The following is a 15,352-nucleotide window of genomic DNA, read 5'->3' on the forward strand; positions in this document are numbered from 1 at the left end:
TTTGTCGCCGGCAGAAGGGCCATTTACGCTCGCCCCGAAGTCAGAACCCGCACTTTGATTGAGACGGAGCGACTTGATGCCGACCATTACCACGACGGACAACGTAACCATCTTCTACAAGGATTGGGGTTCAGGCCAGCCGATCGTTTTCAGCCACGGCTGGCCGCTTACGGCGGACGATTGGGACGCCCAGATGACCTTCTTCCTTCGCCACGGCTACCGGGTGATCGCCCACGACCGGCGCGGCCACGGCCGGTCCGACCAGCCGAGCACCGGCAACGACATGGACCACTGGGTTGCCGACCTCGCGGCTCTGACCGAGCACCTCGACCTGCGCGATGCGATCCACATCGGGCACTCCACCGGTGGCGGCGAGGTGGCTCGCTATGTCGCCCGCCACCCGGAGCGCGTCGCGAAGGCGGTGCTGGTCGCCTCCCTGACGCCGAACATGTACCGAAGCGAGGACAACCCGTCCGGTCAGCCGCCGGAGTGGTTCGAAGCGATCCGCGCGGGCGTGCTGGGCAACCGGTCGCAGTTCTACCGGTTCGTCCCTGAGAATCCGTTCTACGGCTACAACCTTGACGGGGCAGAGCCCTCGGAGGCGATCATCGCGAACTGGTGGCGTCAGGGCATGGCCGGCGGTGCGCTGGCCCACTACGCGACTGTCGACACGTGGCTGGAAGATTACAGCGAAGACCTCAAGAAGATCACGGTGCCGGTGCTGGTGATGCATGGCGAGGCCGATCAAGTCGTCCCCTTCGCCAGCTCCGTGCCGCGCGCGGTCGATCTGCTCAAGAATGGGTCGCTGAAGACCTATCCGGGCTACCCGCATGGCATGCTGACCACGCATGCGGATGTCCTGAACCCCGACCTGCTCTCATTCATCAGGTCTTGACGGCACCGGCCAAGGTCCAAAAGGGCCGAGGACGGTTGCCGATTATCACCTGGGGATGAATCATGCCGGGCTTTGGCCGGTGCGAAGACGCCATTGGTGGCAAGGCCTCTTCGCACCGGCGCGGGGCAACTGCGGGTTGGAACTGCCTCAGCCCAGGTTGAAATGGGTGATGGCGGCGGCGATGTCGTCGCCGAAGCTGGGGCCCAACCGCACGGTCGCGACCTCGCCGGGCACGCCCTTAAGGCTGGCGGCGTCCAGGCTGGTCAGCAGGGCCATCGGCACGCCCTCGGTCAGGGAGATGGCCTTCAGCGCACGGATCAGGTCCACCCCGCCCAGTCCGTCCATCACGGCCGACGCGATGATCATGTCCGGCGGCACGCGCACGGCCACGGCCAGCGCCTCGATGGGATCGGCCAGGGTATTGACCTTGAAGCCGCAGGCCGCCAATTCCGCCGCCACCCGGCGGGCCACGATCTTGTTGGGACTGACCAGCATGATGTCGACGTCGTGGACCTCCACGTCGGCGATGTCGAACTCATAGCGCGAGGGCAGGGCGCGAATGACGGCGTTGGTGGCCGCCAGGTCCGGCGTGTCGTCCCGGTCCGCGGCCTCGGCGATGCGATCGGCGAAAGTGTGCAGATCGACGATCTGGTTTTCCGTCAGATCCTTCAGGCCCGTCAGGTAGGCCTCCAGACGCTGGGCGATCAGGCTGACCAGCGGGAAGCCGAAGGACGTGCCGGAACCACGCAGGCTGTGGGCATCGCGCCGGATGGCCAGCAGGCCGTCGGCGGTGGGGATGCGCCCCAGCGACACGGCCTTCAGCGTCTCATACAGCGCGCCCAGGCGGTCATGGACGTCGTCGCGGAACTCGACCTTGAGCTGTTCAACAAGATCGTCGAAATCGGTCTGCTCAACCATGGCGCCCCTCAAACATATCCCGTGGATCTAGCCCGCGGGCGCGCCGGAGCGCAAGACGCGGACCGTCGCGGCGCTCCAGTGCATTGGTATCGGTTGGTAGTGCTTCAATGAAAAAGGCCGCCCGGGGTGGGCGGCCTTTCATCAGGTGGACGGCCTCAGGCCGCCTTGCGCAGTTCCAGCCGGCTCCACACGTCCAGCAAGGCGTCCACCAGGCGGGCCATGTGATGGTCGTCGTGGAAGGGCGTGGGCGTGATGCGCAGCCGCTCCGTGCCCCTGGGCACCGTGGGATAGTTGATGGGCTGGACATAGATGTCGTGCTTGGTCAGCAGATCGTCGCTGGCCTGCTTGCACAGGCGCGGATCGCCCACCAGCACCGGCACGATGTGGCTGACCGACGGCATGACCGGCAGCCCGGCCTCCGTCAGCAGGCGCTTCAGCGTGGCCGCCCGTTCCTGATGCAGCACGCGCAGCTCGTCATGCTCCTTCAGGTAGCGGACGGAGGCGGCGGCGCCGGCGGCGATGACCGGGGCGATGGAGGTGGTGAAGATGAAGCTGGAGGCGAAGCTGCGCACGCAATCGACCAGGGCGGCCGAACCGGTGATGTAGCCGCCCATCAGGCCAAATGCCTTGCCCAGCGTGCCCTCGATGACCGTCAGCCGGTCCAGCACGCCGTCACGCTCCGCCACGCCGGCACCCCGGGCGCCGTACATGCCCACGGCGTGGACCTCGTCCAGATAGGTCATGGCGCCGTGCTTGTCCGCCACGTCGCAGATCTCGGCGATGGGGGCGATGTCGCCGTCCATGCTGTAGACGCTTTCGAACGCCACCAGCTTGGGGCGGTCGGCCGGGTAGCGGCTCAGCAGCTGGTCCAGATGCTCGGGATCGTTGTGGCGGAAGATGTGCTTCTCAGCACCACTGTGACGGATGCCCTCGATCATCGAGGCGTGGTTCAGCGCGTCGGAGAAGACGACGCAATTGGGCAACAGCTTGGGCAGCGTCGATAGCGACGCCTCATTGGAGATGTAGCCCGAGGTGAACAGCAGCGCCGCTTCCTTGCGGTGCAGGTCCGCCAGCTCCCGCTCCAGCAGCACGTGGTAGTGGTTGGTGCCGGAGATGTTGCGGGTGCCGCCGGCGCCGGCGCCGGACTTGGCCAGCGCCTCGCGCATGGCCGCCAGCACCACCGGGTTCTGGCCCTGGCCCAGATAGTCGTTGCTGCACCACACGGTCACGTCGCGCGGCGGCTCATCCGGGGAGGGATAGTAGGAGGCGATCGGAAACTCACCCACGCGGCGTTCCAGATCGGCGAACACGCGATAGCGGCCCTCGCGGCGAAGGCCATCGATCTGGGAGCGGAAAAAGGCTTCGTAATCCATCTGTCCGATGGCTCCTTCGTGGAGCGGTCCTCTAATCCTAGAAGACCGGAGGCAAGCTACCGGTCGATACGACAACCATCACCGACCAAGTGCTCACTGTCCTCATAGTGGGCAGCGAAATCACCGCTGGCAAGTGCCGGCAGGCCGCGACCGAGCAGAAGTACCATGCCAGTGGACCGGGGCCATCAGCTTTGATGTTGATCAATTCGGCGGGCAAATGGACCTTAACCCCGAAAGCCCGGGGTGAAAAGCCCGGATCCGCTGGACAAATTGCCCAAGCGGTCCGTCTTTGGTCGAACACGGCCCCCTGAGCGGGCGCAACGATATTTTCCATCGACCGGGATGATGGGTAATCAATAGGCGCAGGCGGTACCACTGGCAGGCGCCTCCAGCGTCTCGGCCAGGCGCTGCGCCGCCTTCAGGATCAGGGGTGGGGGGAAGGCGGCGTAACCCAGCACCAGCCCCTGGGTACCGCCCCGGCCGGCGTGGAAGCTGCTAAGCGGCGTCACGTCGATGGACCGCGCGCGTGCCGCCTGGCGCAGGGCCATGTCGGGGGTCAGGCCGGGGGAAATGCCCGGCCCTGTCCTCAATGTCAGGCCATCGGCCAGCTTGGCCGCCATCTGCAGCCCGGCCGCCGCTGGCGTCAGGGTCAGCGCGCCGGCCCACAGGCGGCGGGCGGCGTCGATCAGCGTCTCGCGCCGTTCCTGGTAGGTCAGGCGAGAGCGGCGCAGGTGGGAGGCGAGGTGTCCTTCGTCGATGAACTCCGCCAGCGCGCTCTGCTCCACCACGGGGGCGTGCAACTCGAACAGGGCGCGCATCTCCAGCGCCCGGTCCAGCAGGTGTTCCGGCACCACCAGGTAGGCGATGCGCAGGCCGGGGTAGAGGATGCGCTCGAACCCGCCGACATGCAGCACGCGGCCGCTGCGCTGGGCGGCCCGGTCCCCCAGATGGGCCCCGGGGCGATCCCCCAAGCGGTCAAGGCTCATAAGGGTGGCCGGTGGGCGGGTTTCGAAGGTGAAGCCGCCGTCGCCGTCATCCTCGATCACATGGGCGTCGGCGCGCGCGGCCCAGTCCAGCAGGGCCTGGCGGCGTTCCAGGCTCATGACCGTGCCCAGCGGCATCTGGCAGTTGGCGGTGACCACGGCCAGCCGGGCGTCGGGCGCCAGGGTCACGCCTTTGGCGGGATCCAGCCCGTCGGCATCGGCTGGAACAGGTACGGGCGTCATGCCCAGGCGTCGCACCAGCGCCTGCGTCAGCGGGCAGCCCGGATCCTCCGTCCACACCCGGTCGCCCGGGCTGGCGGCCAGGCCCACCGCCAGGTCCAGGGCGGCGGCGCGGCCGGGCAGGATCAGGATCTGGTCGGGATGGCAGCGCAGGCCGCGGCTGGCCTCCAGGAAGCTGGCCAGGGCCACGCGCAGGGGACGCCAGCCGGGCGCGCTGTCCCGCTCCAGCGCGCGGGCCGAGAGGCTGCGCCAGGAACGGCTGAGCACCCGGCGCCAGGCCTCGATGTCCAGCTGGTCACCGGCGGCGATGCCGGGACGGAAAGGCAGGGTGGGCGACGGCAGGGCCGTTTCCGCCGGCGCCGGGCCCTGGGCGCGCGGCGCCGGGGCCCGAACCTCGGCCGGGGCGTAGTCGGGGGGCAGGTTCTCCACCACGAAGGTGCCGGAGCCCACGCGGGATTCCAGGTAGCCTTCGGCCGTCAGGCGCTCGATGGCGGCCACGGCGGTGTTGCGCGACAGGCCCATGTCGCGGGCCAGGGTACGGGTGGAGGGCAGGCGCTCGCCGGGCGCCACCACGCCGGTGGCGATGGCATGGCGCAGGCGGTCGAACAGGCGCTGTTGCAGGGAGCCGCCTTCACCGCCGTCCGTCAGCGTGAGCAGGGGCCCGCGTCGGCTTTTCATGGGGCGTCTCCGAAGGGGCAGGCAGGGGGCGGAACCATCGGCCGGAGGGAAACCGGCGGACGGCGCTACGCGCTCGCCGTCCGCCGGGTGCGATCGGGGATGGCCACACGACCATCAGGCCATCCCGTTTCGAACCGGCGGCGGGGAAGGGGCGCCACCACCACCGGTCTCGCATCGGTGCGGAGGGGCCGCCGGGCGGCCCATGACCCCCCGTGGGGGCTCCGCGGAAGGGAAGGGTTAGCGGTCCAGGACCTTGCCGCTGGTGGCGTCGACGCGGAAGGACTTCAGGGGAATGCCCTCGGCGGTGACGACGGGGACGTTGTAGTACTCGTCCTTGCGGGTGGCGCTGCCGACGCGCAGGTTGGCCTTGTCGTGGGCCTGCAGATAGGCCTGGACGGCCTTGCGGGCGTCAGAGCTGCTGACCATCGCGTCGTCGGCGAAGGCCGGGGCGGCGGCGCCCACCAGCAGGGCGGTGGCGGTCATCAGGGCGGCGAAACGGTTCATGGTGGTTCTCCTCGGGTGGGGGCTTTTAGCGGGCCGCCGGGTGGGTTTGGCTGAAGTTTGGCCCCCGGGGCCTCAGGCTTTCCTGTTTTCGTTGACGGTCCCATCTGACCATGGCCCTGTTTCGCCGAGATTTCCGCCAAGCCGGTCGAATGAAACAGTGCGTAACCGGCCTTGCGGGCATTTACAGTGTCGTTACAACATCCCCGTCGGACGCGGCGGGGATTGCCGGTACAGTTGTCCATGCCCGGATACGTCCTTGGGGAGCGCCTTGTGAGGGCGTTGCCCGGCGGGTGGGTTCGGGCCCGCATATGGGACGAGAGATGTCTGAGAACATTCATCTGCTGGTGGTCGATGACGACCGGGAAATCCGCGATCTGCTGACCCGCTACCTGACCCGCCACGGCTATCGCGTCACCGCCGCCCGCGACGGCCAGGAAATGCGCAAGTTCCTGGCCGACCGGAACATCGACCTGATCGTCCTTGACCTGATGCTGCCCGGCGAGGATGGCCTGGCCCTCTGTCGCGCCATCCGCGCGGAATCCGGCCCGCCGGTGGTCATGCTGTCGGCCATGGGGGAGGACGCCGACCGCATCCTGGGCCTGGAGATCGGGGCCGACGACTACCTGCCCAAGCCCTTCAACCCGCGCGAACTGGTGGCGCGCATCAAGGCCGTGCTGCGCCGGTCGCAGGCGGCCAACGTGGGCGGCAGCCCGGCGGCGGGCGCCTTCAGCTTCGCCGGCTACATGCTGGACCCCGCCCAGCGCCGCCTCAGCGCCGCCTCGGGCGAGGAGATCGCGCTGACCGCCGGGGAATATGAGCTGCTGCTGGCCTTGGTGCAGCGGCCGCGCCGCGTGCTGTCGCGCGACGATCTGCTGGAAATCACCCGCGGCCGCGCCGCCGGCCCCTTCGACCGGTCCATCGACGTGCAGATCAGCCGCCTGCGCCGCAAGATCGAGACCGACCCCGCCGACCCCGCCATCATCAAGACGGTGCGATCCGGCGGCTATATCTTCTCCGCCGAGGTCGGCACGCCATGAGGGCCGTCACCGACCGCATGTCTTACTCCATCTTCGCCGTGCTGGTCGGCGGCATCCTGCTGAGCCAAGCCATCGCGCTGGGGCTTTACCGCACCGATCGGGCGGAGGCCGTGGCCGCGGCGCAGAGCGGGCAGCTGGCCGGGTGTCTCGCCAGCATCGCCGGCGTGGTGGACCACCAGCCGGCCGACATCCGTGACAAGATGCTGGCGGGCCTGCGCGACGGCAATTTCAAGGTCAACGTCGCCGGCACCACCCAGGACGTATCGCTGGACGTGTATGAGAAGCCCAAGGTGAATCCACCGGGCCCCCATCACACGGACATGATCGCCTTGCCGCCCTTCGGCACCATCACCACCCCGCCGCCGGAGCCCAAGTACGTCATGGCCAGCCACCAGCTGGCTGATGGCAGTTGGCTGAACGTGCACATCCCCATGGCCGGGGCCGACGCCCTGTCGGAACCGGGCTTCCTGGCCTCGCTGGCCGGAAGCGCCGCCGTGGCCATCCTGCTGTCCGCCTGGGTGCTGGGCTTCACCACCCGGCCGTTGCGCCGCTTCGCCGCCGCCGCCGACCGGCTGGGCGTGGACATGAACGCCCCCTCGCTGGATGAGACGGGCCCGCGTGAGGTGCGTCTGGCCGCCGCCGCCTTCAACAAGATGCAGCGCCGGCTGCGCGCCTTCGTGGAGGATCGCACGCGCATGCTGGCCGCCGTGTCGCACGACCTGCGCACGCCGCTGACCCGCATGCGCCTGCGGGCCGAGTTCGTGGATGACGACGGCGTGCGCGAGAAGATGCTGGAAGATCTGGGCGAGATGGAGTCGATGATCGGCGCCACGCTGGCCTTCGCCCGGGACGAAGCGGCGCAGGAAACGCTGGAGCCCCTGGACCTCAACCTGCTGCTGTCGCGCGCGGCCGAGGATTATCGTGACGCCGGCAAGCCCGTGGGTTTCAGTCCGGCGCCGGGCCCGGTGCGGGTGGTCGGACGGCGCACGGCGCTGAAACGCGCCTTCACCAACGTGGTGGAAAACGCCCTGAAATACGGCGTCAGCGCCGACGTGGCCGTGGCCGTGCAGGGTGAGACGGTGGCCGTCTCCGTCACCGACCAGGGGCCGGGCATCCCGGAGGCGGAGTGGGACAACGTCTTCCGCCCCTTCTACCGGCTGGAGGCGTCACGCTCCCGCGACACCGGTGGCACCGGCCTGGGCCTGTCGGTCGCCAATGACGTGGTGCGTGCCCACGGCGGTGAAATCCGCCTGGAGAACCGGGCGGAGGGCGGCCTCAAGGTCATCCTGCACCTGCCGCTGGAGACGGCGCGATAAAACCGCACACGCGCCGGTGCGGGCTACCTCTTCCCGTAGGCGGTGGGCGCCGTTGGGGCGGCCCACACGGCCGGGGGCGCATAACGGGCGGGTGAAGCCCCTGGCGGTTCCCCCCTGGGCGTGGCTATGATGCGGTGGTTGAACCCGTATGACTCGCCTTCGTGTGCCCTTGAGATTCCGTTATGGCCATTCAGAACCGCATCGCCGATTTCCACGCCGATATGACGGCTTGGCGGCATCACATCCACGAAAACCCCGAGGTGGCGTTCGAAGAGACGCAGACTTCCGCCTTCGTGGCCGGGAAGCTGAGCGAGTTCGGGATTGAAGTGCACCGCGGCCTGGCCGGCACGGGCGTGGTGGGCGTGCTGCAGGGGGAGGGCCGGGACACCGGCAAGACCATCGGCCTGCGCGCGGACATGGACGCCCTGCCCATGCAGGAGGAGAACACCTTCGCCCACGCCTCCAAGGTGGCGGGTAAGATGCATGCCTGTGGCCATGACGGCCACACCACCATGCTGCTGGGTGCTGCCCGCTACCTCGCCGAGACCCGCAACTTCTCGGGCACCGTGAACTTCATCTTCCAACCGGCCGAGGAAGGGGCCGGTGGCGGCAAGCGCATGGTGGAGGAAGGGCTGTTCGACCGGTTCCCCTGCGACATGGTCTTCGGCATGCACAATTGGCCGGAACTGCCACCAGGCAAGATGGGTGTGCGCTCCGGGCCGGTCATGGCCGGCGCCGACCGGTTCGAGATCACCATCCAGGGGCGCGGCGGCCATGCCGCCCAGCCGCACCTGGGAGTGGACCCGGTGGTGGTCGCGGCCCAGCTGGTGGTGGCCGCGCAGACCCTGGTCAGCCGCGGCCTTTCGCCCGTGGAATGCGGCGTGGTCAGCATCACCCGCATCCATGCCGGCACGGCCTTCAACATCATCCCCAACGAGGTGAAGCTGGCCGGTACCGTTCGCGCGCTGACGCCCGAGATTCGCCAGCAGCTGGAGGATGGCTTGCGTAATCTGGTGCGGACCCTGCCACCGGTGTTCGGTGCCACGGGTGAGCTGGTTTACCACCTGGGCTATCCGCCTACCATCAACCATGCCGACCCCACGGTCATCGCCGCCGCCGTGGCCGCCAAGGTCGCGGGGGCGGAGAACGTGCTGGGCGACATGGGGCCCAGCATGGGGGCGGAAGATTTCGCCTACATGCTGAACGCCCGCCCCGGCTCCTATGTCTGGCTGGGCCAGGGCGGCAGCGCCCTGGGCTGCTCCCTGCACAACCCGCGCTATGACTTCAACGACGACGTTCTGCCGATGGGCGCCAGCTACTGGGCGACCCTGGTGGAAACCGTTCTGCCCCGGGCGGCATGATCCGGCCCTGGCCAATCCGCCGGGAGGGTTCCCGGGTCGCGGCTTCCGCCCGCTGTGACAGCCGGGCGGGAGATGGACGTCGTGGCCGCCGTGCACGGCCGGCGCGCCGCATGGCTGCGCTGGGGCTGGCTCTGGGTATGAGCGCCGCCTTGACAGGCTGTTCCGGCAGCTTGGCGTGGCTGGGGGGCGAGCCGCCGCCGGACGACAACGCCCTTCCCCCCGCCGTTTCCCCCAGTCTTGTTGGCCGCGGCGAATGGCACGGCGGGCTGAGCCGGGCGCAAAGCACGACATACCTGGTGGCCCGCAACGCCGCCGAATGGCAGTCGCTGTGGGACCTGGTGGGGATGCGTGTCCCTGGCGCTCTGCCGGAACGGCTGATGGCGCTGGGTGTTTTCCTCGGGTCCCGCAATTCCTCCGGTGCGGGGGTGGAGGTGGTCAACACCCGCGTGGAACATCGGGATGGCATGCGCGACCGCCTAGTGGTCGAATACCACGAGTTCGACCAGTCCTCGCGCAACACCGCGACGGGCAGCCTGACCAGCCCTTATGCCATCGTCCTGGTGGATTGGTCGGACGCGCCGGTGCGTTTCGCCCGGGTGCCGTAGTCGAAGCCTCAAACGCCGGCGGCCCCGGTCGGGGCCTACGGTGGCTTTGCCACCGGTCTGAATGCGAATTCCCAAAGCAAAAGGCCCGGAACTTGGCGGTTCCGGGCCTTCGCTTTTCAAGCCACAGAGCGTTACGCCTGATTTGGCAGCACGGTTTCCGAGGGCAGGGGGACCGGGTCAAGCTGGCTGTAGTCAGGGACGATATGGTGCAGCAGGGCCTGCAGGCGGACGGCGTCGGCGGTGGCGCAGGCCGCATCCAGCTCATCCAACGAGCGGCGCAGGATGGCCAAGTCCACCGCGCGGGGGGACGCCACCAGCACGCCTTCGGCCGAGGTCTGCTCCGGCGGTTCGGCGGCGGCAAACATCTCTTCGTACAGCTTTTCGCCGGGCCGCAGGCCGGTGAAGGTGATCTTGATGTCCTTGTCCGGGCGCAAGCCGGCCAAGCGTATCATCTGGCGGGCCAGGTCGACGATCTTCACCGGCTGGCCCATGTCCAGCACGAAGATGCGGCCACGGTCGTCGCGCCCGGCGTTCATGCCGTAGGCGGAGGCCTGCAGCACCAGTTCCACCGCCTCGCGCACGGTCATGAAGTAGCGGCAGACTTCGGGGTGGGTGACGGTCAGCGGGCCACCGGCGCGCAGCTGGCGGCTGAACAGCGGCACCACCGACCCGGTGGAGCCCAGCACGTTGCCGAACCGCACGGTCATGAACCGGGTTTGCCAGCCCTTGCCGACGCCGCTCGACGCCACGATGTCCAGGGCCTGGCAATAGCACTCGGCGATGCGCTTGGTGGCGCCCATGACGTTGGTGGACCGCACCGCCTTGTCCGTCGAGATCAGCACCATGGCGGCCGCGCCGGCGGCGATGGCGGCATCGGCGACGTTGCGCGTGCCCATGACGTTGGTCAGCACACCCTCGACCGGGTTCAGCTCCACCATGGGAACATGCTTCAGGGCGGCGGCGTGGAACACCAGTTCCGGCTTCTCCTCATGGAAGACTTCCATGAGGCGGTTGCGGTCGCGGACGTTGGCCAGCACGGCGCGGCAATCCAGGTCCGGGCAGTTCTCCCGCATCTCCATCTCGATGGAGTAGAGGTTGAACTCGCCATGATCCAACAGGATCAGACGGCGCGGCTTCAGCTGCGCGATCTGGCGGGTCAGTTCGGAACCGATGGTGCCGCCGGCACCCGTGACCAGCACGGTGCGCCCAGCGACCAGGCCGTCGATGGCACCTTTGTCCAGGGCCACCTGGGGGCGGCCCAGCAAGTCTTCGATGACGATGGGGCGCACGGTCATGGGCCCCTCGTTCACGGCGTCGCGGAAGTCGGTGAGGTCGGGCAGGCGGGCCAGAACCAGATTCAGCGCCTCACACTTTTCCACCAGCGCGCCCAGCCTGGTGCCCGACAGGCGGGCGCGGGGGCGGGTCAGGATCAGGCGGCGCGGGCATTGCCCTCCGGCGGCCAGGTCGCCAACCACGGACGACAGCTCAGCCAAACGGCCCAGCACCTTCACGCCGTGGATCTCGCGGCCGATGCGGCCGCCCTTGTCGTCCAGGATGCCGACGACGCGATAGGCGGCGTCGCGATCCGTGGCCATTGCGCGGATGAAAATCTCCGCCTCGTCGCCGGCGCCGACCAGCAGCACGGGGATGCGGTCGCGGGCGTTGCTTTCCAGGATGCCGGCCAGGCGGCGGTCCTTGGCCAGGCGGTACAGCAGGCGCGGGCCGCCCAGCAGGACGACCAGCACGAACCAGTTGATCAGCGGGACGGAGCGGGGCAGGGCGTCCAGCCGCGTCACCAGGAACATCAGCAGCAGGAACACCAGGATGGTGGTGGTGACGGCGCGGGCGATCGCCATTAGATCGCGCAACGAGGCGTAGCGCCAGACGCCCGAGTTCATGCCGAACAGTCGGTAGGCGACGGCGGCGATGATGGTGAAGAGTGCCGCGCCGGGAACCAGGGCTTGGGTATAGTGGATGATGCCATCCCCAACCCTCAGATACAGCGAAACAATAAACGAAACCCCGGCAACCAAAATGTCATGAAAATATGCAAGGAAGCGCCGGTCAAAAATAAGCGGCAGCTTGAAGGTTTCTTTTAATTTACGCATGGCTCCAGCCTGCGGTTGATTGTTTATGGGCGATTAACAGAGCGTGACGGGGGCACTGAAATCGCATATCGGAGAATGTATTTCTAAACGCCTGACGCGATCCTGACACTATCCGATACTCTGCTGCAAGTGCGAAAAAGGATTGGCAGGGCATATGCCTACTCCATTAGGCAGGTCGTTTTTCAACGTCCTGAATTGGCCAGTGGCGGCCAGGAGGACATCCGTGACCAATCCTTGTCAGCGGTACTCCTGAAAGCTTCCGGACGATAGTGGCCAGAAGCATGAAACCATTGGGAATCTAGAGACACGACCGGGCCGGAAAATAGGTCTTTTCGGCTAGAAGGGAAGCGATAAGGGGATGGGTCTGGGGTGCGCCTTCACGAGCGCAGCCACGCGAAAATCCCTTTGCTTTTGGGCTTCACAATGGCCGCTTTTCCGCCCGGCCGTTTGGCGCCGGCCGTGGCAGGGGTGGAAGAGCCGGGCGTTCTGATGCCGGCGTAGTCACGCTTGAACCGCTCCAGATCCTCGCGCAGGCCGAAACGGAAAGACACGTGCAAGACCTGGGAACGGCGGTTCAGGCCGGGGTCCAGTTTTTCTTCCATGCCCAGGAACTCGACGGCCCAGCGACCCCGAATATTGGCCCGAATCCAGTCTTCCGCCTTGTCCATGTCGCCAGCGGAGTTTAGTTGCAGTGTTGTCGTGAAATCTTGCTGCGCGTTCACGCTCGCCTCTCTGGTCATTTCCTGGTTGAACGGATCAGGCATGATCATCCTGGCGTCCCACGCGATCTCGCGACCAGGGACGGTCTGTCGGCCGGCGGGCCGGTTCCCCGAGTCGCCCCGCGACCCTGCTTCGCGGCGCAGACCTTAGACGACCCCGGCCGTGGGCGACTACGCATCTCCTGGACAGCAAGGGGCCGGACGCCGTATGGCCGATGGAGATAGACGTCCTACCGCCGTATCCCGGCGATGGCGGCGGACGCCATGGCCAGCGACCTCCTCCAGTGGCGCCCTCCAGCAAGCATTGAACGCGTCTGCGCCGGCGGCACTGGATCCGGTATCGACAGGACCACAGGATCGGGTAGGGTCCCCGCCTCGGTTTTCGCCAGCGGACGTTACCTCCAGATGTTCCCTACCTTGCTTCAGCGCGGCTTCCAGGTGGAGTTCCTGTCCCATGCCCGGGCCATCCTGGGCGTGGACTTCCCCGACGCCATGGCCGAGCTGGACGCCGTCATCGGTGCGCTGTCCATCCCCGTCACCGAAATCGTCGGGTCCGGCGGCGGCGAGGCCAAGATCACCCAGCGCCTTCGCCGCTCCCTGGCCGAGCATGGATGGGAGAAGGCGCACTTCACCATCGAGAAGCGGGTGAACGGCAAGCGGCGCGAGTCCATCAGCCACGAGGTGGACCATGTGCGCGACGTGCCCGGCGTCGGCGTCATCGCGCTGGAGATCGAGTGGAACAACAAGGACCCGTTTTTCGACCGCGACCTGGAGAACTTCAAGCGACTGCATGCCGAGGGCGTCATCTCCGTCGGCGTCATCGTCACCCGGGGCCGCAGCCTGCAGGATGAGATGGTGCCCATGGTGCGCCGCTTCGCCCAAAGCCGCGGCCTGACCTGCGACGCCGACGTGCTGGCCCTGGGCCTGCGTCCCACCACACGGCAGCAGGATGACGTGGCCCGCCGCATGGCCGGCGGCGCGCCCTCCTTCGCCGAGGCCTGGGCCGCCTCCTTCTGCCAGGACAAATATGGGGCGGCCACCACCCACTGGCGCAAGCTGGAGGACCGGGTGCATCGGGGCGTGGGCAACCCGTGCCCGCTGCTGCTGATCGGCATCCCGGCCGAGGTCGTCACCTTCGACATTCCCCTGTCGGACATGCCCAGGGCGCCGGTGCCGGAACCGGTGGAAGCGGAGCTGCCTTTTTTCTGATCCCTCAAGCGCCGACGGGCTGTCCGTCCCTTGGTTCATCCTCAATTCCTGGCCCGCCTTTGGCTTCCCAGAAATCCCCGGCGCCCTCGGTCGCGGGCTAGTCGCTGCGCTCCGGCTTCTCTCACAGCAGGTCGTGCAGGCGGTACCACAGGCCGGCCAGCACCAGCAGGGGCACGCGCCAAGGGCCGCGCACGAAAGGGTGCTGGGGCAGCCGGGCGAAGACGTCATAGCGCTCAGCCTGGCCCATGATGGCCTCGGCCAGCAGCTGGCCGCAGATGCCGGTCAGGGCGACGCCGTGGCCGCTGTAGCCGTGGGCGTAGTAGGTGGTGGGCGACAGGCGGCCCAGCTGGGGCAGGCGGCTGACGGTCATGCCCACGCTGCCGTGCCAGAAATGATCGATGCCCACGTCTTCGAGCTGAGGGAAGCAGTGGGCCAGGTCCCGCGCCAGCTTGGGCTTGGCGTCAGCCGTTGCCCGGTTGGCGTAGTTGACGCGGCCGCCGAACAGCAGGCGGTGATCGGCGCTGCGGCGGAAGTAGTGCAGGCCGACGTCGGTGTCCGACACCGCGTGGTCGCCCGGCAGCAGGGCTGCCGCCCGTTCCGCCCCCAGGGGCTGCGTCGCCAGCATGTAGGTGACGATGGGCACCAGGGTGCGCGTCAGCGGCGGCGCCAGGTCGCCCAGGTAGGCGTTGCCGGCCAGCACCAGGAAGCGGGACCGCACGCGGCCGCGGGGGGTGGTCACCACCGGGGCGGCACCCGTGGTGATGGCCAGCGCGGGCGTGTTCTCGTACAGGCGCGCGCCGGCCTCCCGTGCGGCGCGTCCCAGGCCTTGGGCGTAGGCCAGCGGGTGCAGGTGGCCGCTGCCCATATCCTCCAGCCCGCTATCATAGCGCGGGCTGGCCAGCAGGGCGCGTAGCGCCTCGCCCTCCACCAGGCGTAGGCGGTCATAGCCCACCCCGTCCGCGTCGCGCAGCTGGGCCAGCAAATCCCGGCGGTGGCGGGGCTTGGCGGCGGCGTTGATGTAGCCCCAGCGCAGGGCGCAGGCTATGCCGTGCCGCTCCACCCGCCGCACCAGCAGGGCCTTGGCTTCCTCCGCCAAGGCCCACAGGCGCCGCGCGTTGTCGGCGCCGCCAAGCCGCGCGATGGCGCCGATGGATTTGTTATAGCCGCTGATCAGCTGGCCGCCGTTTCGGCCGGAGGCACCCCAGCCCACCCGCTCCGCCTCAACCACCACCACGTCGTAGCCGCGTTCCGCCAAGGTCAGGGCGGCGGATAAGCCGGTGTAGCCCGCACCGACGACACAGACGTCGCAGTCCGTATTGCCGGCCAGCGCCGGGACGGCGGGGGCTGGCGGGGAGGAGTGGACGTACCAGCTGTCCGGCCAGTTGTCGGGTGGGGGAGTTGCCATG

The 15,352-nt window shown here is 68.1% G+C and carries 13 protein-coding genes; 6 read left to right on the top strand and 7 right to left on the bottom strand.

The genetic code is table 11. From position 1 onward, the window contains the following. The first annotated feature begins 76 nt into the window (after nucleotides 1-76). On the top strand, nucleotides 77-895 hold the full coding sequence (locus FBZ88_RS07250; protein ID WP_145616088.1) for an alpha/beta fold hydrolase: 819 nt from the start codon (nucleotides 77-79) through the stop codon (nucleotides 893-895). A 147-nt stretch (nucleotides 896-1,042) separates the two neighbouring features. Here the strand turns inward: FBZ88_RS07250 and FBZ88_RS07255 are convergent, their stop codons facing one another. The 4 genes from FBZ88_RS07255 to FBZ88_RS07270 form a co-directional block, all read right to left on the bottom strand. After that, entirely contained in the window at nucleotides 1,043-1,813 is a 771-nt protein-coding gene (locus FBZ88_RS07255; protein ID WP_040848083.1) for an Hpt domain-containing protein, read from the bottom strand. 155 nt (nucleotides 1,814-1,968) lie between these two features. Beyond that, nucleotides 1,969-3,186 carry a 5-aminolevulinate synthase gene (gene hemA / locus FBZ88_RS07260; protein ID WP_145609167.1) on the bottom strand — a complete coding sequence of 406 codons (1,218 nt, stop codon included), beginning with the start codon at nucleotides 3,184-3,186 and terminating at the stop codon, nucleotides 1,969-1,971. A gap of 353 nt (nucleotides 3,187-3,539) precedes the next feature. After that, nucleotides 3,540-5,087: an aminotransferase-like domain-containing protein gene (locus FBZ88_RS07265; RefSeq protein ID WP_145616089.1), complete on the bottom strand. Its 1,548-nt coding sequence runs from the start codon at nucleotides 5,085-5,087 to the stop codon at nucleotides 3,540-3,542. Between the two features lie 237 nt (nucleotides 5,088-5,324). After that, a complete protein-coding gene (locus FBZ88_RS07270) occupies nucleotides 5,325-5,591 on the bottom strand; it encodes a hypothetical protein (RefSeq protein ID WP_145609169.1) in 267 nt (88 codons plus the stop codon). Nucleotides 5,592-5,911: 320 nt separating this feature from the next. Here FBZ88_RS07270 and FBZ88_RS07275 point away from each other — a divergent pair, with 320 nt between their 5' ends. The 4 genes from FBZ88_RS07275 to FBZ88_RS07290 all read left to right on the top strand — a co-directional run bounded on the left by FBZ88_RS07275 (nucleotide 5,912) and on the right by FBZ88_RS07290 (nucleotide 9,910). Beyond that, nucleotides 5,912-6,628 carry a response regulator gene (locus FBZ88_RS07275; protein WP_145609170.1) on the top strand — a complete coding sequence of 239 codons (717 nt, stop codon included), beginning with the start codon at nucleotides 5,912-5,914 and terminating at the stop codon, nucleotides 6,626-6,628. Next, nucleotides 6,625-7,944 (top strand): ATP-binding protein, encoded by a 1,320-nt coding sequence (locus FBZ88_RS07280; protein WP_145616090.1) that lies wholly within the window; start codon nucleotides 6,625-6,627, stop codon nucleotides 7,942-7,944. Before FBZ88_RS07275 ends, FBZ88_RS07280 begins: the two co-directional genes overlap by 4 nt. 182 nt (nucleotides 7,945-8,126) lie before the next feature. Continuing rightward, nucleotides 8,127-9,305, top strand: a complete 1,179-nt coding sequence (locus FBZ88_RS07285) for a M20 aminoacylase family protein (protein WP_145616091.1) — start codon at nucleotides 8,127-8,129, stop codon at nucleotides 9,303-9,305. Nucleotides 9,306-9,415: 110 nt separating this feature from the next. After that, nucleotides 9,416-9,910 carry a hypothetical protein gene (locus tag FBZ88_RS07290; protein WP_145616092.1) on the top strand — a complete coding sequence of 165 codons (495 nt, stop codon included), beginning with the start codon at nucleotides 9,416-9,418 and terminating at the stop codon, nucleotides 9,908-9,910. Between the two features lie 131 nt (nucleotides 9,911-10,041). Here the strand turns inward: FBZ88_RS07290 and FBZ88_RS07295 are convergent, their stop codons facing one another. Both FBZ88_RS07295 and FBZ88_RS07300 read right to left on the bottom strand, forming a co-directional pair. Then, the gene (locus tag FBZ88_RS07295) at nucleotides 10,042-12,018 is read right to left on the bottom strand and encodes a polysaccharide biosynthesis protein (RefSeq protein WP_145616093.1); all 1,977 of its coding nucleotides are present in this window, start codon (nucleotides 12,016-12,018) and stop codon (nucleotides 10,042-10,044) included. Between the two features lie 377 nt (nucleotides 12,019-12,395). After that, the gene (locus FBZ88_RS07300; RefSeq protein WP_145616094.1) at nucleotides 12,396-12,782 is read right to left on the bottom strand and encodes a hypothetical protein; all 387 of its coding nucleotides are present in this window, start codon (nucleotides 12,780-12,782) and stop codon (nucleotides 12,396-12,398) included. A gap of 360 nt (nucleotides 12,783-13,142) precedes the next feature. Between FBZ88_RS07300 and FBZ88_RS07305 the strand changes: the two genes are divergently transcribed. Further along, complete coding sequence (locus FBZ88_RS07305; RefSeq protein WP_145616095.1) at nucleotides 13,143-13,946, top strand: BglII/BstYI family type II restriction endonuclease; 804 nt, start codon at nucleotides 13,143-13,145, stop codon at nucleotides 13,944-13,946. A gap of 121 nt (nucleotides 13,947-14,067) precedes the next feature. Here the strand turns inward: FBZ88_RS07305 and FBZ88_RS07310 are convergent, their stop codons facing one another. Continuing rightward, nucleotides 14,068-15,351, bottom strand: a complete 1,284-nt coding sequence (locus FBZ88_RS07310) for an NAD(P)/FAD-dependent oxidoreductase (protein ID WP_145616096.1) — start codon at nucleotides 15,349-15,351, stop codon at nucleotides 14,068-14,070. Nucleotide 15,352: the final 1 nt, after the last annotated feature.

Source organism: Nitrospirillum bahiense, from assembly GCF_007828025.1.
Classification (GTDB): Bacteria; Pseudomonadota; Alphaproteobacteria; order Azospirillales; family Azospirillaceae; genus Nitrospirillum; species Nitrospirillum amazonense.